The organism is Ancylomarina salipaludis (genome assembly GCF_004122035.1).
Lineage (GTDB): Bacteria > Bacteroidota > Bacteroidia > Bacteroidales > Marinifilaceae > Ancylomarina > Ancylomarina salipaludis.
This window is the reverse complement of sequence record NZ_SAXA01000014.1, coordinates 66685-88702: the sequence shown is the minus strand read 5'-3', so window position 1 is coordinate 88702 and position 22018 is coordinate 66685. Positions and strand designations below refer to the sequence as shown.

At 39.8% G+C, this 22018-nt stretch carries 16 protein-coding genes; all 16 read right to left on the bottom strand.

What is annotated here, in order from left to right; translation table 11 throughout:
* Nucleotides 1-28: 28 nt before the first annotated feature.
* Entirely contained in the window at nt 29-1783 is a 1755-nt protein-coding gene (locus tag EO244_RS13940; RefSeq protein WP_129255303.1) for a prenyltransferase/squalene oxidase repeat-containing protein, read from the bottom strand.
* A 13-nt stretch (nt 1784-1796) separates the two neighbouring features.
* Nucleotides 1797-2768 (bottom strand): prenyltransferase/squalene oxidase repeat-containing protein, encoded by a 972-nt coding sequence (locus tag EO244_RS13935; RefSeq protein WP_129255302.1) that lies wholly within the window; start codon nt 2766-2768, stop codon nt 1797-1799.
* Nucleotides 2768-4369: a polyprenyl synthetase family protein gene (locus EO244_RS13930; RefSeq protein ID WP_129255301.1), complete on the bottom strand. Its 1602-nt coding sequence runs from the start codon at nt 4367-4369 to the stop codon at nt 2768-2770. The genes EO244_RS13935 and EO244_RS13930 overlap by 1 nt, the downstream gene beginning before the upstream one ends.
* Nucleotides 4370-4450: 81 nt before the next feature.
* On the bottom strand, nt 4451-5644 hold the full coding sequence (locus EO244_RS13925; protein ID WP_129255300.1) for a radical SAM protein: 1194 nt from the start codon (nt 5642-5644) through the stop codon (nt 4451-4453).
* Between the two features lie 15 nt (nt 5645-5659).
* A complete protein-coding gene (locus EO244_RS13920; protein ID WP_129255299.1) occupies nt 5660-6502 on the bottom strand; it encodes an ATP-binding protein in 843 nt (280 codons plus the stop codon).
* Between the two features lie 66 nt (nt 6503-6568).
* Nucleotides 6569-7783 (bottom strand): outer membrane protein assembly factor BamB family protein, encoded by a 1215-nt coding sequence (locus EO244_RS13915; RefSeq protein ID WP_129255298.1) that lies wholly within the window; start codon nt 7781-7783, stop codon nt 6569-6571.
* A gap of 62 nt (nt 7784-7845) precedes the next feature.
* Nucleotides 7846-11130 carry an ABC transporter permease gene (locus EO244_RS13910; RefSeq protein WP_129255297.1) on the bottom strand — a complete coding sequence of 1095 codons (3285 nt, stop codon included), beginning with the start codon at nt 11128-11130 and terminating at the stop codon, nt 7846-7848.
* A 12-nt stretch (nt 11131-11142) separates the two neighbouring features.
* Nucleotides 11143-11820 (bottom strand): ABC transporter ATP-binding protein, encoded by a 678-nt coding sequence (locus EO244_RS13905; protein WP_164977504.1) that lies wholly within the window; start codon nt 11818-11820, stop codon nt 11143-11145.
* A gap of 16 nt (nt 11821-11836) precedes the next feature.
* Complete coding sequence (locus EO244_RS13900) at nt 11837-12943, bottom strand: beta-alanine-activating enzyme beta-propeller domain-containing protein (protein ID WP_129255295.1); 1107 nt, start codon at nt 12941-12943, stop codon at nt 11837-11839.
* Nucleotides 12944-13035: 92 nt separating this feature from the next.
* Nucleotides 13036-14547, bottom strand: coding sequence for a 2Fe-2S iron-sulfur cluster-binding protein (locus EO244_RS13895; protein WP_129255294.1), 1512 nt, complete (start codon nt 14545-14547; stop codon nt 13036-13038).
* A gap of 42 nt (nt 14548-14589) precedes the next feature.
* Complete coding sequence (locus tag EO244_RS13890) at nt 14590-16935, bottom strand: NAD(P)H-dependent oxidoreductase subunit E (protein ID WP_129255293.1); 2346 nt, start codon at nt 16933-16935, stop codon at nt 14590-14592.
* A gap of 28 nt (nt 16936-16963) precedes the next feature.
* The gene (locus EO244_RS13885; protein WP_129255292.1) at nt 16964-18841 is read right to left on the bottom strand and encodes a PQQ-binding-like beta-propeller repeat protein; all 1878 of its coding nucleotides are present in this window, start codon (nt 18839-18841) and stop codon (nt 16964-16966) included.
* A gap of 32 nt (nt 18842-18873) precedes the next feature.
* Nucleotides 18874-20175 (bottom strand): 4Fe-4S binding protein, encoded by a 1302-nt coding sequence (locus EO244_RS13880; RefSeq protein WP_129255291.1) that lies wholly within the window; start codon nt 20173-20175, stop codon nt 18874-18876.
* Nucleotides 20176-20205: 30 nt separating this feature from the next.
* Nucleotides 20206-20778 (bottom strand): 4Fe-4S dicluster domain-containing protein, encoded by a 573-nt coding sequence (locus EO244_RS13875; protein WP_129255290.1) that lies wholly within the window; start codon nt 20776-20778, stop codon nt 20206-20208.
* Nucleotides 20779-20789: 11 nt separating this feature from the next.
* Entirely contained in the window at nt 20790-20996 is a 207-nt protein-coding gene (locus tag EO244_RS13870) for a hypothetical protein (protein WP_129255289.1), read from the bottom strand.
* A gap of 53 nt (nt 20997-21049) precedes the next feature.
* Nucleotides 21050-22015: an NHL repeat-containing protein gene (locus tag EO244_RS13865; protein WP_129255288.1), complete on the bottom strand. Its 966-nt coding sequence runs from the start codon at nt 22013-22015 to the stop codon at nt 21050-21052.
* Nucleotides 22016-22018 lie beyond the last annotated feature (3 nt).

Genomic DNA, 22018 nt, shown 5'->3' with positions numbered 1-22018 from the left:
TTTAAATCCCTCAATTTATCAGTTTTTTTTAATCCAGCTCTTTCAGAGCCGAACAAGCAAATACCAATGGGTACATATCTTCGTAATACCAAAGTGAGGCAAAATAAAGGCCAATAGGTGTTGCTTTTATCTCATCTAAATTTTCCGGAATAATCTGCATCAAGCATTCTGCGGCTCTATGTGCAAGGCTCTCCTTACCACAAGCAGCCATCGCTCTTAATGCCAAAGAGGTTTCTTCAATACTCGGTGGTAAATCTTTATCTCCTCCCCAACCACCATGGTGGTGTTGAGTCATTGATAAAAAACGAACCGCCTTTTCAATCATCGTATTGAGGCCTTCATAACCGGATTTCTGCAGTTCAGCAAGTCCATATAAAACAATAGAAGTCCCGTAAACCGGATTCTGGTGATGTTCTCCAAGTTCATTTCCAAACCATAGGGGTTGAAAAGAACCATCCTGCAATTGTGTTTTCTTCAAATAGCTGACGGCTTTTTTCAGACTCCTGTTAATTTTCTTTTGAAACTTCTTATCAAATTCATCTCTCCAAATCACAAAAGCTTTAATGGCATGAGCTGAAATATCAGGGCAAGAACAATCAAAAGGTAATTTTCCCCATCCCTTGCAAAAAGTAGGAAAACCTCCATCTTTGTTTTGTAAACTGATTAACCAACTGATACCATTACGGGCAGCCTCTAAAACTAGCCCTTTATCCTTGCTTAATCGGTGTAAAGCAATAAGAGCTCCGGAAGTATCATCCGTATCGGGAACGCCACCTTGCAAATTAGTCCATGCCCAACCTCCGGGTTTTGTTCGGGTAAAAGGATGTATCTTTTTATATTGTTGCTCCAATAAATTCGCCTGCATATCCGATTGACTGTCAATCAAACTCAGAGAAGCATCACTCAAAGCATTTAAAGACAAGCTACTCACCCATGTTGAAAGATTCGTATCAATTGGCCAACTGCCATCTTCACGAATTGAGTGACTCAAGAACTGAGCTGCTTTTTCTGAAACATCTAAATCTTGATAATCAGCATGAACCATGCTCATCAAAACAAAAGCCGTTAAAGGTGTTGCCTCAAGAAATCCGCCATTATCAGGCTGTTTAGCCTTAAGTACATCTAAAACTCGTTTTCGGCAGATAGCTCTAACCGCACGTCTGAACATGTTCTTTTTCGAATGTTGACTTTTCACAAGACCAATGGCAATCAATGCAGGAATAGCATAACTCACCACCGAAAGTCTAAGCCAACGAAACAAACGATGTGGAAAAATAGCCAAATGATAAGGCAATTGAGGAACCAAAGTCCATCCATTTTCTCCCAATCGACCCGATATGGCACACATAGCCAGTATAGGTACAGAAAAGGTTTGATCACTTTTATAATGATCCAGTATGGCTTGACTAAGCTTTTCCGGCTCTAAGCTTCCCACTCGTCTTTTCAACCAGGCTTCTGCATCACGAATCGTTTCCAGAAATTTCTCATCCTTCTCGACAATAGAGAAAGTTGCCCAAGTTATCAATGTTGTACTCAGATTACTCTGACTTCTGATGGTATCACCCCAAGCGCCATCGGCATTGCGATTAGCAACCAGCCAATTTAGACCCTGGGTTATTTGTTGCTGATATTTTTGTTTATCGTATTTCCATAAAGCAAAAACGGCAAGCGAAGTTGACAGAGCACTACTTGACAATCGCCCTGTCCACAGGTTGTTTTCATTTCTTAACGAAAGGATTTTTTGTTCTAAGTTCTGAAAAAGTTGTTTCCTTTTTTCAATCATAAAGTCACTCGAATTAGATTAGTATCCCAATACCCAAAAGAGCATAATATGTATACTCAACATCACATGTCATATCGGCGATACTTCCAAAAAAGCCTCCTGACTCATCCCAATGCAAATTAATAAAATCGATAGATTTTTCAGACAGATTTTGTAAATTCTCTCCAGCCATATAAAGAGCTAATAATCCTGTACTTGTAGAAAGCAGATCTGCAATAGGCAAATCCGAAGCAGCCTTAAACCCGCCCCGAGACGTGTAATTCTGCTTTAAATAGAACATAGAACCATCAAAATTATGATTCTGATTACTTGTCATAATTAAACCGGCTGCAGTTGCCGAAGTCACACCCGTTTTTGAAGCACTATCATTGGCAAATGAAGCATCATCACACTTTAAAGTATAAAGTTGATTTGTGATTCGGTTTAAAACAGATTCTTCTTCATTTAAATCCTGAAAAAGCGTCCAAACAAGAAATGAAGCATAAACTGTCGCCTGTTCAGCCTGTTTTTTATTGTGATTATAAGCTCCATCTTTAGATTTGTAAGTTTCAATCAACTCAAACAAAACCGAACAATCTTTTTTCACCTTTTTTATCAAACCTTTCATCAGAATCTTTCCGAAGAAACCATCAACATTCCTAACATCAGGTTTAAACCCAAACTTTCGTTTTTGCTGAATGACTTGCAGCAATAGATAAGATCGAATGTAGCAAACCGCATGTACCAAATCCAAAACAGACCCATCCTGAAAGGATTCTAAAAATTTGAATTCTTTCTCAATATCCAGTTCAATATCATAGACAAAAGCCAAAGTGTAAGCAAAAACAGAATAATACAGATCAGGTTTTCCTGCTCTATCTTTAAAGCCACCGGAGTCACATTTTTGAGAACTAACAAAAGATCTGATCTCACGCAAAGCCTCATCACTTAACAAATCCTTTGCTTTTAAAAGAGCTTTTAGTATCTCCTGATTACAGTTTTTCATCAGTTCAGGATTTTATTCAAGAGACGAGTCAATAATATTTTTAGGGATGGGCTTTTCAGTTCTACAATACTGCTTAGGGCTTTTAACTTATAATTCTCAAGCATTTGCTCAGCCTCCTTTATACCTTCACGAATTTCAGTTTGCTTCCAAATTTCTTTTTTGCTGAAGTCATTACCATTCTGAAAATCCTTAAACCAAGCCTTCATTTTTTCGGGATGTTCCCGGTTAATAATAGCTGTTACCAATGAAGGCTGAATCGTATTAAAAGCATTATCGATATTCTCCAGATTAAAATCGTCCAAATCATCTTTAATCTGATAAGCAATTCCCAGTGCAGAACTGTAAGTTGTCAAAACTTGCATCACGTCGTCCCCGGCATCTGAAATAATCGCACCAAACTGCAAAGCGACTTCAAAAGCTGGTGAGGTTTTCAAACTAAAAATTTTCAAAATATCCTCAACAGATAAAAGAGCTTTATTTTTTCGCCACAGGAGTTCTTCGCCTTGCCCTATTGCTAAATCGCGATGACCATACGAAGCAATTTTTAATAATTTCCGAATATGCTTCGCGCCTGACTCTGCAATAAACTGATAACCAAAACCCAAAATTAAATCCCCCACATTTATCGCAACAGGCGTATCGTATTGCCTGTGAAGAGTGGGTTGATCGTAACGTTCATGATCTTCATCAACAATATCATCGTGAACCAATGAAGCCTTATGAAAGCACTCAATAGAGACGGCCAGTTTCTGAATGCAATCATCCATTACAGCTTCTGATCCCATCAGTGCTTTGTATACGGCAAGCATAATCAGAGGTCGCCAGCGTTTTCCACCTTGTGCTAACCAATCAATTGCAATTTGAGAACTTTCATCCTCCCCATCAATAAGGAGTGCAAGCTGATCTTTTTCAAACCACGAATTTATATCCGACCTCAGGCTATCAATATTGATCCAACCATACCAATTGCTTTCTTTGCGAATTGGCAAAATTTCGTCAAGCCATAACTTATCTACCTTCGAGTTCTTACAATCGTTATTATACAATGGGATTGCCATTGAAGGAACGGCTTCTTTTACAGCCAAGGGAAACGATTTCTCGAAAGAATGCAAACAGCCTACGCCTATCACACATTCAACCTTGCCCGATCCCAAAAGCGTACTGACCGTTGTTGTCCCTTCACTAACAAGTGTATGATACCCCAATTCATCAGCCTGAGTTGTAATCTCAGCAATGTCACACTTACCACACTGTTCGCAGAGCAAACCCAATTCGTCGAATTGAGCCGGACATTCTGTCGCATGAGCAATGCATTTGGGAAGTAATAATATGCGGCGGTTAAAGGGAATACCGGAAACAATATCACGCCACGAATGATTGTTGATCATGACTGCCAAAAGCTTTTGATATAAGAAAAGCTCGGGATGTTTTTTAATCAATTCCCCTGAATGAAAAATCACCTCTTCCTCTTGTAAAGGAGGAATAAGTTCCCTTTCAGCCGTATAATCACAAATTAAATCGCGAATTTGTTTTAGTTTTTCAGGCGATTGAGGCAAACTGTTTCCTAATCCTCCTGAAGGATTATTATCTTTTAATATCATTTCACAAATGGCTAAATGGTTCAAATATTATAAACGTCTCCTCTCTTCAATCTCGCATTATTGCATCTACATCTTATAAATCTACCCGTAGGCTCCAAATCCAAAAAAGGAATATTTCTTGGCAAACCGATACACAAAACTTTTTTCCGGAATTTCCTTACCGGGGATATGATGCCCCGCACATGGGCGCATTTGGCTTAACTCCTGAAAACTCGCATTCCTGTTAGACGAATCATAAGCACCAGAGTCTTTTAATATTGTGTTTAAATATTCCGGATCGTCAAGTAAAATACAGCCCTGGGTTTTGTTACTGATTCGAGTCCGCATATTTCTAATAAAATCAGAATCCTCAATCACCCGATCCAAATCTTTTCCATTCCCAATATTTTCTTTAGCAAACTGAATGGGTGGACAAAATTCGATATCACCAAAAGGATTAATATGATGACTCAAACCAATGGCTCCGGGACATAATGCCTTTCCTTTTTCATCCCAATAGGTGTCGATAATCATCAGTGGAGCCTTAAGCCGAATATCAACCATAAACTGTCTCAGTTCCAAAATTTCTTCTTCAGAAAGTGCTAATTCTGTTGTTGGCCGTGCTCCCACAGGTCGGTAAATATAGTACCACAGATAATGAACCCCTTTTTCGATACAAGCATTCACAAAATCCTCACTGACCAATTCCTTAAAATTCGATTTGCAAACCGAAGTCGCAACTCCAGTAAAGAGCTTATTATTCACAGAAGCTTCGATGCCTTTCATCGTTCGGCCGAAAACATCATTGGCCCCCCGGCGAACATCACTTACATCTTTCAAACCTTCAACACTTATCAAAGGCGAAACATTGCCCAAACGTCTCATACGCTGAGCATATTCGTCGGACAATAAGGTTCCGTTTGTAAAAAGCTGAAAATAGCAATCAGAATGCTTCTCTATCACATCAAACAAATGGGGATACATCAAAGGTTCACCGCCCAAAAGTCCGAAGAAATACGATCCCTTTTTCTTTCCCGATTCAATCACATTATTGAGGGTTTCAACATCCATTCCTTTGGATTTATTATTGATACTCACCCAACAGCCCTGACAATTCAGGTTGCAATTATCGGTTAATGAAATCATTAAAAAAGCAGGAAATAACTCACCCTTCTTCAATAGTTTCTTATGTTTTGCCACAGTGCGCATCCCCTTCCAACCCAGGTTGTAAGCAATCTTCCAAAGTAATCGAAAGTCCACCTGGCGCATTATTCTATTTCCTAACTTTAAAATCATATTCAAGTTCTCTTATTAGCAGCAACAATTTCTATCCGAATCTGCATCTTTACATGCACAGTCCGACTCGGTTTCAGTTTTACAATTACAGTCACAATCGCAAGCCTTATCTTGTGGTTCTTCTTTGGTACTACAGATTTTTCGTTCTTCCTCAGCCATTTTCAATTGCTCCTTTTTCAAAAGAGACACTTTAAAATTATTGCGGCGAGCACTTAAAACCGAATACACATCGTCGTTCTGAATTTGCTCCAAAACATTATCTCCTGATAACATCTCACCTTCTCCACCATCGATAGGACTTTCAGCATGTTTGGGGAAAATAATCGCATTTTGCGGACAAACACGAGCACAAGCCGGACACATATCCTTACAATTAGCCGAAGCTGATACCACAACCGATCCATCATCTTCAACAGAATACACACTGAAAAGACAAAAGTTTAGGCATTTTCTGCAACCATTACAACGCTCGTAATCTATAACAGGATACCAGGGTTTCCAGGAATCTGAATATTTTATTTTTAAGGCTTTTGAATTATCCGTTTTTACCGTTTCAACAAGCTTATTGCCATCCTCATCATCGATATGATAATAGGTCGTTTTATTCTCTTGCGATTTCTTTCCGCTGTTATCAATTAGATTTTGCATGGCACGAGACTGACAACCAAAAACAAGCGCATCTTCAGCAGTAAACAAATCCTCTAAAGCTTCAGGTGTTTTGAGTACACTTCCGCAAAGATCTTCGATATAGGTGTAGCCAATATTCTTCTCCTCAAGACTTTGAATCAATCTTTCTACAGATTTCTTCTCAATCTTACCATCTTTCTCACATCCACAAATAAATATTTTCTTAGTCATATTTTTAGATTTGAATCATTAGAAACAAGCTGTGAGATTTAGAAACTCACAGCTTACAAATCACCTCTATCCTTGAGTTTTTATATCGTATGCCAATAATGCGTTACCATGACGGATGTATAAAACACCATTATGAATTACAGGTTGGGCAAAGTGCTCTTTGGTTCCTTTAGTCACTTTAAAAGAACTAACAATTTCCATTTTAGGCTCAGTCTTTACTAAAGCCACTTTTCCTTGTTCGTTATAACAATATAAGAGTCCATTGGCAGCAATAGTCGCTCCGCGACCAAATTTCAAACTGTCAACCATCTCACCCGAATTGGTATCAATCGCTTTCCACTGCTTTTTACGATGACCTGAAGCAAAAATTTTATCCTTAATTTTTACAGCACCTCCCATGATATTATCCAGCTTCATGTTTCGCCACACTTCTGTAATCTGACTTCCGTCCTTCGAGATTTGAAGTTTTACAGTGCCATTACCACAGCCGGCAACATAATACAAACAGCCATTCTCGTAAATCGGCGTATTTCCATGAATATCACAAAGCGTATCCTGCATATGAGACCATACCAATTCACCTGTCTGAGCTTCCAGACCGAAAAGAGCATTATCAGAGAAAGTTACCAAAACATGACGAGTTGGAAATTTTAAAACAATCGGCGAACAATAGGCTGGTATTTCTCCAAAAGCCTTATTGGTCCACTTGGTTTCACCTGTAAAACGATCTAAGGCAACAATATTCTCCTCGTCTCCACCCGGAGCACAGTATACCAAATCGCCATCAATTTCAAGAGATTGAGAATAACCAAATCGGGTATTCTTTCCCTTAAATTTCTCAATCATATTCAAACCCCATTTTTTTTCACCCGTTTTGGTATCAATACAAGCGATATCGCCCATACTTGATGCAACATAAACCAAATCATCTACAACTGTTGGTGCCGAACGAGATCCAATAAAATTTTTCATCCAATCGGTTCCAAACTCTGTCTTCCAAAGCATTCTCCCTTCCATATCAAAGGCCATCAAATAGGCCAAACTATCAATCTCACCATTCACAAAAAGTTTGTCATCAGAAATCACCGGCGAACCATATCCATTTCCAACTCCCTCGAATTCCCATCGCAAAGCAGGTCCATTCTCGGGCCATTCGGTTAATAAATTAGGCTCATCGTAAATTCCGGTTCGATTTTCACCTCGCCATTGGCTAACTTCTTTCTTTTTCGAGGTACATGAGAAAAACAGTACCAAACAGATTAACAAGCTTAAATTTTTCATTTTTCTTACGGTTAGTTTATTGATTTTGGTCGGTTATTCTTTGAACTATATATGGTGTATTTTTATTCATTTTTCAAACTCTCAATCAGGTTCTGTTTCATAGCCAATTTTGCCGGAATATAAATCGATATCAAAGCAAAAAACAGAATAGCTAGTGTCACCTGTAAAACAAAAGCTACCGGCATACTAAAAGCATCGGAAAACAAGCAAGGTAACATGCCTACCAAAGCAGCTAAAGCACCACTCAATAAGCCGACAACTAATAAAAATAAGTTCTCAATCATTACCAATCTGAAAATGCTTTTTTGTTCAAAACCCAATGCTTTTAATAAGGCCAATTCCTGTCTCCGCTCGAGCATGTTTCTAAGCAAAACGATTCCCAAACCAAGGGTTCCAATCATTACACCAAGAGCCCCCAACAACATAAACATATTCAAATAGGTATTTTCTACAGAATAGAAAGCTGCCAAACGCTCGCTTGCTTTTTGAACCTGAGGTCCATAATCCAGCAATTGGTCTTCAATCATCTGAATCCCCTCTTTATTTATGCCATCAACCAGAATCAACTTCGATCCGCTTACCGATGGGTAATGTGATTGAAAGTTTTGATCTGAAATCAGGATATTGCCTTGGAAGATGGAATTGTTCAATCCGCCTATCAAAAGCAGCTTCATTGTCTTTCCAAATTCATCCTTATACTGAAGTGTATCCCCAACAGCTTTTTTAAGTCCCCAAACAATCACCGTTTGGTCAGCATAGGCAGGGATCACATCCGGACCAAAATCTTGATTCAAAGCTAACCAGGGATGATTCGGATTAACAGCTTTGTGTAAAGTTGCAAATGAGAAAGCCGATCGCTTATCAAACTGGCCAATCTTAAAGCCCAGAACTCGTGGACGTTGCACCTGATTCAAATTTAAACACGAGGCATCGTCACCATCCAGACTTCGGAATTGCACAAAATCAGCAGTAGTCATCAGAGAATCTTCTGCCAAACCAAGCTTCTCTTTTCCCTCATCAGTATTGATATCATTCAAAACGGGCAAGCTCGTCTCAATCCAATAGTTATAGGCTCCCGTTCCCGACTGAGGAGAATCTTCGGTGTCAACAAAGGTTTTACGATTGGCTCCGGTAATCATCACCGAGAAACAACCCAAAGCAAGTAAAACAATTGTGCTGAGACTTCGCCCTTTATTTCGGGCGGCATTCTTAATGGCCAACTCCACTAAAGACGGAACGGATGTTCTGTTTTGCTCATCATTTAAAATCAAGAAATAATAAAAAGCGGCAAAACAAGCGATCATCAACAAACCACCCGATGACATCAACAATTCAGCATTGAGAATATCAGAACTGACAAAAGCGTAAACTGCAATTAAAAGTGAAATGATAAAAGCAAAGCCTGCAGACAAAAGTGACAAACTTTTCTTCTTTTTTAAATTAGAGCCTGGATTTGTATTTTGGATCAACCCGACCACAGACTTTCTCAAATGTCTGCGACTCACCCAGTAAACAGATAACAAGGCGATGAGCATTCCGATTACAGCACCGACTATTAGGGTTTGAACCTGAACATTTAACTGAATCATATTGGTACGAACCACATCCTGCCAAACAGAATTCAGTCCCCAAATGATAGCCTGATTGTAGGCTATTCCTATTAAACTCCCTAAAATGCCACCAAAAATTATTGTCGGTAAAGATTCAAAAAAACGGATCTTTAAAATTTTTCGGTCATTAAAACCCAGTCCCTTTAAGATACCCGTTTCCTGATTTCTATTTTCCAGGTTTAAGGCATAAATCAATAAAGTAAGTAAAATACCGGCAGCAATAATAAAGAAGCTCAGACTTAGAAAAAGTTCTCCGAAATCAACCATATTATTAGCAGCATTTTCGCCCTGATTGCGAACAGAGATAAAAGTCAAGTTCAACATTGAGGGATGCAAACGCTTCAGAATTTCCTTCTTCAAAAGAGGCAAAGTCAACGCATCCTTATGAAAACGAAAAGCAGTGTATTGCCCATACTTATTACTCCACATGTTCAAGGCACTCGACATGCCAATCATGGCCTTAGGTGTTCCTTTATATTTTTTCCAATAAGCCTCATCTTTATCGCGAATTCGGCTAAAATCGATAGGAATACCCGCTTCCCAATCGTTACAGCTTCCTGCATTCGATAAGCCCGGGAATGAAGGCATCATCGCCTGATCCAACTTCTTTGTCTTTTCAGAAAATATGCCCGATACCAAAAAATCCCTACTCTCTTCCTCCAGAGAACGCAATGGACCAATCACGAAATAATCCAACTTCAGACTATCTCCAATTTTCAGGCTAAGATCTCTGGCCAACCACGAACTAATATGAATCCGATCAGTCCGGATATCTGAAAACATATCCTCGTTCTCAATTGCCGTCACAAATGAATAGGGTGTTTTTCCTGTTTTCGATTCCAGACTATTTACAAAATAAGTGATCAAAGCATCCTTTGGCAAAGCCATTTTCTGAATTTCATTGGCAATCGGTTCATCAATAAAAATACGATCAGAACTCAGCTCAAAAACCGATTGATCCTTCAATTCTTTGAGTTGTAAACCTGCATCAGCAAGCTGCCATTTTTTAGCCAAACTTTCATTCAAACTTATCTCAGTAAGATCACTGTTTCCCCGACCACTTGCCAGCAATAAATTGACTTTGCCCTCCAATTCCATCTCTTGTGCAAGAAATGCTCTCGACATGAAAATATTATAAGGGGCCACTTGGTTACTCCTCAAACTAAAACGTCCGAGTTGTTTATCATCAAGTATGGTTTTTACACTTAAGCGCAGAGCTAATGATTGATCCTCATCAGAAACGAAGGGAGCATTTACCGGAACCAAATTAGCCTTTTCAACCCGCAGTAAAAATTCATTTCCCGGAACCAGTCCCAGTTTCTCTGCCAGATTTTCACTTATTGCGACTTCATCCTTTTTCAAATTGGGCAGAACCTTTTCTGAAAAACCTGAAAATGCTTGATCGATGCCATAAACCTGCACGCCATTAGCCCTTTTTTGTGATTCGGACTCAATAGCCAGGCCTTTTACACTTAAAACAGGCTCGACTTTAATCCCCATATCTATGGCAATATCTTTGGCCAATTCGGCACGAACAAATCGATCACCCGTTGGCATGGCAAATTCAATTTCGCCCAATCGCATATTCAGCAATTGGTGCAAACTATATTTTACGGAATCGCCAATAATCAGAGCCCCGGTTAAAACAGCAGTACTGATAAGTGTTCCTAATAAAACAGCCAAATGCTGTTTCTTGAAAAACCAAAGACTTCTTAATATGTATCGATATAAATTCATCTTCAAAATTCGCTATTCCTTGATTTTACCATTTTCAATACGACAAATACGTTTCATATGCTCTGCCAAATCCTGTGAATGGGTCACCACAACCATCGTCACGCCTTGCTCTTCGTTGATCCGAACAAACAGTTTTGCGAGTTGATCAGCACTCGCTTTATCCAGCGAGCCAGTTGGTTCATCGGCTAAAAGCAATTTAGGCTCATGAATTAAGGCTCTCACAACTGCTGCACGCTGACATTCCCCGCCTGACATTTGCCCCGGTCGTTGATGAATCTGGTTCGATAAACCTACAAAATCCAATAAGTGCAATGCTCTTTTTTCAGCCTCTTTTTTCACAGCTCTATCCTTTTCGGGCAGATAGGGTAACAAAACGTTTTCCAGCAAACTCAACTGAGGTAACAAATGATGAGCTTGAAATACAAATCCAATCTTCTTATTACGAAACTGTGCCAACTGATTTGAATTGTAGGATGAAATTTCTTCATCATCGAATTTCACGGTCCCCGAATTAGGAAGATCAAGCGAACTCATCACATTAAGCAAGGTGCTCTTGCCCGAACCTGAAGGTCCTAAAATGGCAATCCGATCTCCCTTAGTAATTTCAAGAGAAAGCTCATCCAAAACCAATCTTCGAATATTCGATTCGGTTGTTTCGTAATATTTTGTGATTTTATCGAGTTTTAACATCCGTCCTAATATTAAATTATTTCTTTCCAAAAGCATAAATTCGGCCATCCATGGCCGTCACCACAATCATATCTTCGATCACAGCCGGAGTTGATACAATCGCTCGTCCAATTTCATAAGACCATATTTGGGCTCCGGTATTCAAATTCAATTGATAAATTCGGCCATCACCTGAAGCAATCAAAACTGACTTTTTAGTGATCACGGGTGAGCCTTCAATTTTACCCTTGGTTTTAAATTGCCAAATGAGATCACCTGTTTTCTTATTGTAGCAATACACCATTCTATTCGTTGCACCAATGATCACTTTGTCTTTGTTGACAGATGGCGAACCCAAAAAGGAAATCCCCCCTTCTTTCTGCCAGAGTATTTTCCCTGCCTTCAGATCAGCACAATAAAACAACCCATCGTAATTACCAAAGTAAGCCATTTGCCCGTCAAGAGCCGTTGACGAAGCAATATAAGAACCCGCATTCAGCGTATCTTTTACCTGTCCTGTTTTCACATCAACCTGATGAATAAAACCATCGCAACCACCAAACACGGCAATCTCTCCATCACAAGCAGGAGCTCCGTTGATGTAATTGTTCGATTCATATTTCCAAAGCCCTTCGCCGGTTCTGGCATCCACACAGTGCAGGAAATAGTCGTAACTACCAAAAAGTATTCGTTTCTTCTTTTCAGCCGAAGAATAGAACCAAGATGCCGATCCTGATATTTGCCCATCAGTTGAGTATTTCCATTTCGACTCACCTGAACTGGCATTCAAACAAAAGAATTTTCCCTCTAATGAACCGATGTAAATATTCCCATCCAAATATAAAGGAGCAGCTTCGATCGAAGTCTTGGCATCGAATGTCCATTTCAATTTACCATCCCTCGAAATGGCATATAGCTTCCCATCATTTGATCCTACATAAACAGTCCCATTGCTTATGATGGGGGATGATTTAATAGCATCTCCCGTTTTATAGGTCCAAAGTAATTGAAGTACCTTGGGAATTTCAACATTTGTATAGCCCGTCAACTCCGAGTTCCCACGAAAAGCCAACCAGTTCGATTGATTTTGAGCAGAGCCTCCAATGCTGATAAAAATGAGTATAATGAATATTAGTTGTTTCATATATTAAAAAAAATCGTTTCGACTCCGCTCAACGAACGGCTTTTTCAACATGATCTTAATATCTAAATCCGTACCCTGTGCGGGGCTCAAAGTTACTTCAAAGCTAAAGCACCTGTAGGGCAAGCCTCAGCGCATTGTTGTGCCGTTAGTGTTAAAGCCTGGTTTATACTCTGATTGAAAGGAACTGCCATTTCCACATCGAAACCTCTTCCAATAAAAGTCACCCCTGTTAATTCATTATTTTTCTGAGCAATCTCAACGCACAAGCCGCATTTAATACACTTCTCAGGTTCGTAAACAAGACTCTCGTGATTGAAATGCTTTTTGAGAGATTCTCTGTCTCCCAATAAAAATTTTCGACGATCAGCCTGATAGATTTCTGCACAATCCCGAAGCTTACAATTGTCACGCTTTCTGCAATCGCAATGCAGACAACGCGAAGCTTCAGCTATAGCATCTGTCCTGTTTTTTATGTCCTTGCGCATTCCTTCATGCGACTCCTTCAGATATTCCAAAGCCTCAGGCTGGCGCAAAACACCAAAACGAGAATTAAACGTTCTCTTTATGGTTTCAACCTCTTGTCCCCTCAAATACAAATTAGCAGAATGGGCCGCTTCTTTTCCCTGAGCCAAAGCTTTCACAGCCATTTTTTGTAAACGAAGCAAGCTTCCACAAGCAAAAACTCCCGACAAACTGGTTTTATAAGCCTCTTTCTCCCCAGCAAAATCGAGATTCAACTTACTTATTTCATCTGAAGAATTTCCTGTTGCCAAAATCACCGCGTCATATTCCTGACAAATACCCGTAAAATTATCTGAAGATACCGGGCTATCTAAATTTATCTCTAAGCCTAGTTTCTTAAGAATCTCTATTTCTGAGGCCAAAACCTCCTTAGGCATTTCTCCGGTAGCGATTGCAGTCTGCAAACTTCCTCCCACAACAGATTTACTTTCGAAAAGACGACAGACATGTCCTTCCTTCAGAATATGAAGACAAGCTGCTAAACCAGCAACTCCTGAGCCAATAACAGCAACTTTTTTTCCACTTGATGGTTTCACTTCAGGCAAATAACTGTTTTCTGATTCTTCAGCCACAGTTCGCTTCAAAATGCAAATCGAAACTGCTTCATCCATATCTTTTCTGCGACAAACTTTTTCGCAAGGCGCTGAACAGATATGTCCTAAAATATGCGGCAAGGCTATTTCCTCTTTCACAATCCGAATCGCCTCATCGAATTTCCCTTCAGCAATAAATCGATTCATTTTAGGAATATCCATAAAGGCAGGGCAAGCCACACGACAAGGGGCTTCACAATCACCAACATGATCACTCAACAAGAGCTCCACTGCCTCTTTTCTGGCATCAAATACCTCCGCATCCTCGCTCGCCAATTCCATTCCCTCTACAACTTTTGTTGCACAGGATGGCATCATCTTTCCCGATTTGATATCCTTCACCATACACACTATGCAAGTGGGATGATTCGAACAACCATCCAAATAACACATCGAAGGAATATGTATCCCAACAGACTCTGCGGCATTTAAAACCGTAGTTCCCGCTGGAACCTCTATATCTTTATTGTCAATTTTTAGTTTTACCATAATCGATATCTATCAGATTACTGATTTTAAATTGAACATTTTTTAGCGTACAACGACTGCATCAACCGGACAAATTTGTCTGCAAATGTCACATTTAATGCAAATCTCGTTATCAACCTCGTGCAGTTCGTAAGGTTTTGCTTTAATAGCATCCACCGGACAACGTTGGGCACACTTGGTACAACCCGTACATTCATCCTTGATTTCATAAGTAATCAAATGCTCACATTTCCCCGAAGGACATGTCCCATTAATATGGGCTTCATATTCGTGTCTGAAATATTTTAAGGTCGATAAAACAGGATTTGGCGCCGTTTGGCCCAAACCACAAATACTTCCCTTCTTCGTATTGATTGCCAATTTCTCAAGCAAATCCAGGTCTTCCAATTTACCCTTTCCAGCTTTTATCTTCTCCAGAATTTCAAGCATCCGACGCGTCCCAATTCTACAAAAAGTACATCGTCCACAAGATTCATCCTGAGTAAAAGACAAAAAATAATGCGCAATATCCACCATACAATCCGATTCGTCCAGAACAATCAGACCACCCGATCCCATCATGGCACCTACTTCTTTTAAGGAATCAAAATCAATCGTAGTATCTGCCATAGAGGCAGGAATACAACCACCCGAAGGTCCACCAATTTGAACTGCTTTAAATGCTTTTCCACCAGCAATTCCACCTCCAATTTCTTCAACAATCTGGCGAATGCTTATTCCCATGGGCACCTCTATCAGTCCCCCTCTTTTAATTTTACCAGCCAAGGCAAACACCTTGGTTCCCTTACTTTTCTCAGTTCCAATCTCACTGAACTTAGCTGATCCGTTTCTGAGAATCCAGGGAACAAGAGAAAGAGTTTCGGTATTGTTTATGAGTGTGGGGTGGCTCCAAAGTCCTTTTTCAGCCGGATAAGGTGGCCGCAGTTGTGGAATTCCCCTTTTTCCTTCAATGGAAGCAATCAAAGCTGTTTCTTCTCCACAAACAAAAGCACCAGCCCCTTCGAAAATTTCCATATCGAACGAAAAAGTTGTACTCAATATGTTTTCACCAAGAATTCCCTTCTCTCTGCATATCTTAATCCCTTCACGAATTCGCTCGACGGCTAAAGGGTATTCTGCACGAATGTATAAACGTCCTTCACTTGCACCCACAGCATAAGCGGCGATGATAATCCCTTCAATCACTCTAAAAGGGTAAGATTCCAAAAGCATTCTGTCCATAAAAGCTCCCGGATCACCCTCATCGCCATTGCAAATGATATATTTTTTATCGGCTTGAGCCTTCTGTACCAAACTCCATTTTATGGCAGATGGAAAACCAGCACCCCCTCGTCCTTTCAAACCACTCGCCTCAATCTCATCTATAATTTGATCAGGAGTCAATTCTTTCAAACATTTTTTCAGAGCTGAAAAACCTGCCTTACTTTTATACTCATCAAAATCGGATGGCTTTATCAGGCCTCTAAATTCTGTCGCAATATTCACTTGTCCTTTCAGAAACTCAGCTATAGGCGTCTTTTCTTCATTAGCTCGATACCTACCCGCTGTTTGAGGCATATCGCTGAAAGTTAAGTTCTCAGCATAATTGTAAAATCGACTTTTAAATCGACTCAAAAATCCTTTAGACTGAAAATGCTTTTGAATAATATCCCCAACATCTTCAGATTTTAATTTTGTATAAAAAACAGCTTCCTCTCCCGGTTTGTGAATTTCCATCATGGGAACCTGATTACAAACACCAACACAACCGACTTGTTTCACATCGACATTTATGCCACTACTGTCCAGAGTTTCCTCCAAAGCTTCTTTCACTCCGGAACTACCGCTGGCAATACAACATGACCCCAATCCAATTCGAATTTCACCCTGAGGCAAACCTTTTTCTGAAAGTGTTCTTACTTTCTCTTCTTCCTGATTATCGACTTTGGATAAAAAATCCTCAAGAACATCCTTAACCGTTCCTGTTTCAACATGACCATAAGTCACATCGTCTATCTGAACCACAGGAGCCAAAGTACAACAGCCCAAACAGGCTACTTCTTCCAAAGTGAAATTTTTATCAGTATCTGTATCTTCGCCGTCAGGCAAGCTTAGTTCTCTTCGGAAAGCATCGTAAACCTGGCCAGCCCCCTTTACATGGCAAGCCGTACCCACACATACACGAACAACATGCTCGCCTACTGGCCGATGACGGAATTGCGAATAGAAGGTTGAAATCCCAGCTATCTGAGCTTGAGTAATCTCAGTGATTTCACAAACACGTTTTAAAGCCTCTTCCGGTAAATAATTCAACTCAGACTGAATTGCTTGCAAAATAGGAATCACCTTCTCGGGTGACTTCCCTTTCTGTTCAACTATTCTGTCAACTATATCGATTATCTTATTCATTGTTTCTTTTTCAAGTAATCGGAATCTGTTACTTCCCTATGCAATAAAGATTCTTGCCAGCTCGGATATAAACATGTCCATCAGAGAAAGCTGGTGTTGAATCTGTCTTTTCTCCTATATTTGATGTTGCAATGGAAACAAATTCCTTATCCGCCTTGAAAATATGCATGCTTCCAGATCTATCCAATAAATATATTTTACCCTCAACCAAAATAGGAGACGCGTAAAAACCTTTGTCAAACTCATGTTCCCAATACAATTCTCCGGATAAGGCATCGTAGCAAGCCACTGCACCATATGAAGTCACGACAAACAGATATTTGTCCGTTGCCAGAGGACTGGGAACATCAGACAGATAATCGTATGCTTCCCAAAGTATTTCCGGTTTATCACCCGTTTTGATCGCAACCAAACTAGCATATTCATTAAGCGCAAACACAATTCCATTAGCATAAGCTACAGATGGCCCCACTTCACCAGTGATACAATCCAACTTCCACAGCTCTTCACCTGTCAAGGCATCGTAAGAAGCCACACAAGGATCAGCAGCTAACAAAACCTCTGCTCGATCGCCATTTTTAACCACAACCGGAGATGCCCACGAGACTTTCACTTTTCTGGCTGTACTCCAAATTTCATCACCTGTTTTAGTCGAAAGGGCCATTATTTTTCCACCCTTCTTGTGATCATACTGAACAATCAGTTTATCTTCGAAAACAACCAATGAAGACGAATGCCCGTAATGATTATCAGGTAGTCCCAAATTTTTACTCCAAACGGGTTTCCCATTCATATCAAGAGCAATCAGATCACCATTAGAAAAAATAGCAAAAACAGATTTTCTATCGGTACTTAAGCTTGATGCAGCATGTCCGGTATCAGGGGTAACATCGGGAATCTTCTCGGGTGAACCAGGAATATGATCAATTTTTGCTGTCCACATTAATTTTCCAGATTGTGTATTGAAGCAGTACACTTCTCTTTGATTCGCATCAGCTCCAGATAAAAAAAGTTTATCTCCCCAAATAACAGGTGAATTATAAGCATGCAAAGCTGTTGTCACTTTCCACTTGATATTCTTTCCGCTGGCGCCATCCCACTCTGTGGGTATATTTTTGTGATAAGCAATCCCATTTCCTCCAGGTCCTCTGAAAGAGGGGAAATTTGCCATCATCTCTTGGCTGGGGTATTGGCCTGTATATTTTTTAGCTTCGATCGCCTTTTCAACAGGCTTCGGTTTTGACGGCTCTTCAAGAGTTTGGCTATCAGCTATTTTAGCTACAACCTCCTTCCCCTCAACACTCTCAACAACTGCATCTTTCTCTATTTCTTTAGGCTTCTCAGCTGGCACATCAGATACGGCTTCATTGGAAGATTCAATTTCGACCTTTGCAATTTTCGCTGCATCGGTAAACCGTGTTCCCAAGTCTTTGTGAGTCACAAAAGCCAATATCAAAGTCACGACAACCAAAACAGAACCGCCCAAACTAATCCACTTTCTGGCATTTTTCTGATACTTAATTATATTTTGAGTCTTCTCTTTATCAACTTCAGGCAGTGTTTTTTTGCCCATCCCGATAATTTGCAAAGCAATAATCATGATAATAAGAGAGAACATCAACAGGTAAGCTCCGGTTCTCACCTCCCATTGGTTGGTAAAAAAAGCTTTGCGAACCAATAAATCCATCTCCCTGATTTGCTCACGTAATTGGATATCATTAGGGTTGTTATTTAATCGTTCTACCAGAGAGTTAATTACTTCCGTATTGACAGGATCAACCTTGTTAATTTGCATATAGTTAACAATCACCATAACACAAATTAAAATAGCAAAAACACCCGACACAATGGCAACTCCCCGCCACAGAGGAAGATTGATTGTTTTATTTGAAAATTTTGTATTCATATTCTTATCTAATTCCTAAATCAAATGAAAGATTATTTCTCAACCGGACAATATTTTAAACATCGGGCACAGCTCACACATTCTCCCTTATCAGGTGTGTAATCCTCACGATATTTAAATACCGATAAGCTTGATAAGGTCAGTCCGAAAACCAAACCTAAAAAGGCACCCAAAATCCAGGCTCCTATATAAAACTGCTCAATAATAATTGCCGCCTGCGAATACAATTCTGTAAGGGGAGTTCCGGCAGATTTAAAGGCTTCAATTTCAACAGAAGGCAACATCACATCAGGTTTAAACGACATGAGTTCATTTGCCAATCGCACTTTAGGATTCACCTTAGCCAAATTCTCATGAAAGTTTGAAAGTGTCCAACCACCTAAAACCATAAGCAATGGAATAATCAAACTCAAGCTTATAAATCTTTTTGTTGCTGATTGTCTGTCTTCCATCACCTTAACCGGAACGGGCTTATTTATGGCTCCCAATGGGCAAGAATCTTCACAAAGTCTGCACTGAATACATTTATTAGGCGTTATAGTCAGATGATGTTTCGAAAAACGACTCATCCAATTCAGAAGTACGCCATAAGGGCAAAAGAACCGACAATAAGGACGGGCAACATAAATACTTAACAGAAGGAAAATGGCTCCGATAGCGAACATGAAAAAAGTGGCATCAAATCGGTAAATCCCTACAAAAGGATCGTATCTGCAAATGATAAAATCAGTTGCTGTTGCAGCATATAAAACCGACAAACCTAAATAGATATAGGGTATTAAACCTAAAACTTTTTGCAACCATCGTTTCATTGTTACCGGACGCAATAAAAGCACATCCTGAATGGCTCCTAATGGACAAACACCAGCACAAAAGGTTCTTCCGAAAAATAAGGTGTAAACAAGTGGAATAACAAAAAATGCCAAAGCAGATATCGGGATACTGTACTCTGGTTGAAAAAGTGCCAATGTCACATTTTGCAAGGATCCAACCGAACAAATACAGCCTTCACGAAAAAAACCAAAATATAAAATTGAAAATACCGATACAGCCAGAACGCCTCGTCTTGATCGCTTCTTTAAAATCAGCCAGGATATTAATGATAAAGCCACAATAAGCACTAGAACATCGAAAATAGCGAAAAAATCAGAACGCGCTTCAGGCATTGAAGTTACTGGTTGGGTGTAACCGGACTCAAATTCCGGTTTGGGAAATCGCTGTTGTTGTGCAAAAAGTGGAAAACCTGAAGTCAAGAATAAAATAAACATTGACAGAATAGCGACAAGCTTCTTTATATTCCAGGTTCGTGATATGTATTTTAAAATTTCTGACATTTAGAAATCTATTTAAGATTTTGAATTGGGTTAGCCTTTCTTTTCTTTTTTGAAGCCTGAAAATTTATAGGGCTCATCTGCTGGCACGCGCGAAAAAGCTCCCGAAGGACAATCCCGTGCAATGGCACACTGGTTGCAATTCACACACAAATTATGACTTACCTGCAATTGAAGCGAACCATTTCCAAAAGCCCCACAACCTTTCACACATTTGCCACAACCAATACACAAGTCCTCGATTATCTCGTATTCAAAAAATGGATCTTCAACATACTTTCGTTTAATCGCGCCGGTAGGACATAGTTGGTTTTCAGCTCCTGTGGTAATAGTCTTCACATTAGGTCGCAAATAGCCACCACACAAATCGCAATACCCACACATGTCGTACACATGAATACATTTCACTGCCGATGGGGTCATCACACAAGAGGTGGCACAGCGCCCGCATTGTGTACACTTTGTCGTGTCAATTTGCCAAAGCGTATTCCCGGATACCGTTTTATGGGCTAAAACACCAGTCACACCAACTAAAGTGGCTCCTGCCGCAAACCGGAAACAGGTGTTTATAAACTCTCTTCTATCTTTTTTTCCTTTATTATCCATTCTTCTACAAATTATTGTATCGAATTTTTCTTCTTAAAGTCAATCCCATCAGGCAAAGCACAGGTTTTAACCTTTTTGCAATTACGACAAACAAAATCGAAGTCACAGGTCTCTCTTTCTGAGTTTAGATTTCGATAAATCATCGTCCCTGAAAAAATAGCCAATGCACTTAAAATTGTTCCTCTGCCAATTTGATGCAAAAAACGTCTTCTATCCATTTTCTTATATTTTGACTCGACTAATACCGAGTTAATTTATCTCTAAAACAGCTTTATTCCTTGAGTTCAAAAACACGAACCATCTTACGCGACGGATCCAAAACAATAATTCTATCCTGAGAATCAACTGCCAAATCCAAACCTTTTGTGCCCTCATCGAATTGATTAGGTGCAGCAACTACCGATTTAAAATCACCGGATGGGAGATGTATTTTTATTCTCTCTAGCCCTTTTTCACTGGTCACAAATGAACCATCCGACAGCATGGCTATATGACTGGGATTGCAACAACCTCCAAAGCCATCAAGCTGCATAGAAGTTCGCTCCCATGTCGAAATCAAATCCCCGTCATTATTATAGGCCTCAAAGGCATGTCGCCCCGGATTCACAACCCAAAGTTCACCTTGACGTCCCAACAAAAGATCAAAGTACGGACTTGGAATCACAAAGCCACGAATCCCTTTTTCAAGGTTTTTAGCCCCAATAAGATTGATTTTTTCACCTTCGATAGTGTACTGATGAACGATTTTCTGTCCGGCATCGGCAATATAAACCCGTCCATTTTTTTCAGCCAAACTACTGATATAAGCTCTCACACCTTTAATCTGAAAACTATTATTCAGGCTGCCATCCGGTCTGCGGACATCAATTCTGTTCCCAACTCCCAAAAGAATATTTCCCGACTCGGAAACACACAGCGCGTGAGCATCCCCTCGAACTTTCATACTCGATTGCAATTTCCCTTGCGAATCAAAGATCCAGAGCTTATCATTTCCACTTACATAAATTTGGTCTGCAGTATCCACAGCGACTCCATAAACTGATTCCGAATTAATGGCAAAATTTAAAGACTCTCTATAGGTAATTAAAGTTGGATCAACCTTTCTCAATTCCTTCAGATCATATTCATAAATGTTCTTTTGAAGATTTGGCTTTTTTAAGAACAAATCACCCGCAATTAATGCCACTAAAAGCAAAAGAATTACGACGGAAAATATTAATGTTAGCTTGTTCTTCATAGT

Bases quoted from the DNA above. Each gene is read 5' to 3' on its own strand.
- EO244_RS13895 (WP_129255294.1), bottom strand. From the start codon at position 14,547: ATGGTAAAACTAAAAATTGACAATAAAGATATAGAGGTTCCAGCGGGA.
- EO244_RS13925 (WP_129255300.1), bottom strand. From the start codon at position 5,644: ATGATTTTAAAGTTAGGAAATAGAATAATGCGCCAGGTGGACTTTCGA.
- EO244_RS13900 (WP_129255295.1), bottom strand. From the start codon at position 12,943: ATGAAACAACTAATATTCATTATACTCATTTTTATCAGCATTGGAGGC.
- EO244_RS13890 (WP_129255293.1), bottom strand. From the start codon at position 16,935: ATGAATAAGATAATCGATATAGTTGACAGAATAGTTGAACAGAAAGGG.
- EO244_RS13930 (WP_129255301.1), bottom strand. From the start codon at position 4,369: ATGATATTAAAAGATAATAATCCTTCAGGAGGATTAGGAAACAGTTTG.
- EO244_RS13940 (WP_129255303.1), bottom strand. From the start codon at position 1,783: ATGATTGAAAAAAGGAAACAACTTTTTCAGAACTTAGAACAAAAAATC.
- EO244_RS13920 (WP_129255299.1), bottom strand. From the start codon at position 6,502: ATGACTAAGAAAATATTTATTTGTGGATGTGAGAAAGATGGTAAGATT.
- EO244_RS13880 (WP_129255291.1), bottom strand. From the start codon at position 20,175: ATGTCAGAAATTTTAAAATACATATCACGAACCTGGAATATAAAGAAG.
- EO244_RS13915 (WP_129255298.1), bottom strand. From the start codon at position 7,783: ATGAAAAATTTAAGCTTGTTAATCTGTTTGGTACTGTTTTTCTCATGT.
- EO244_RS13865 (WP_129255288.1), bottom strand. From the start codon at position 22,015: ATGAAGAACAAGCTAACATTAATATTTTCCGTCGTAATTCTTTTGCTT.
- EO244_RS13870 (WP_129255289.1), bottom strand. From the start codon at position 20,996: ATGGATAGAAGACGTTTTTTGCATCAAATTGGCAGAGGAACAATTTTA.
- EO244_RS13935 (WP_129255302.1), bottom strand. From the start codon at position 2,768: ATGAAAAACTGTAATCAGGAGATACTAAAAGCTCTTTTAAAAGCAAAG.
- EO244_RS13875 (WP_129255290.1), bottom strand. From the start codon at position 20,778: ATGGATAATAAAGGAAAAAAAGATAGAAGAGAGTTTATAAACACCTGT.
- EO244_RS13905 (WP_164977504.1), bottom strand. From the start codon at position 11,820: ATGTTAAAACTCGATAAAATCACAAAATATTACGAAACAACCGAATCG.
- EO244_RS13885 (WP_129255292.1), bottom strand. From the start codon at position 18,841: ATGAATACAAAATTTTCAAATAAAACAATCAATCTTCCTCTGTGGCGG.
- EO244_RS13910 (WP_129255297.1), bottom strand. From the start codon at position 11,130: ATGAATTTATATCGATACATATTAAGAAGTCTTTGGTTTTTCAAGAAA.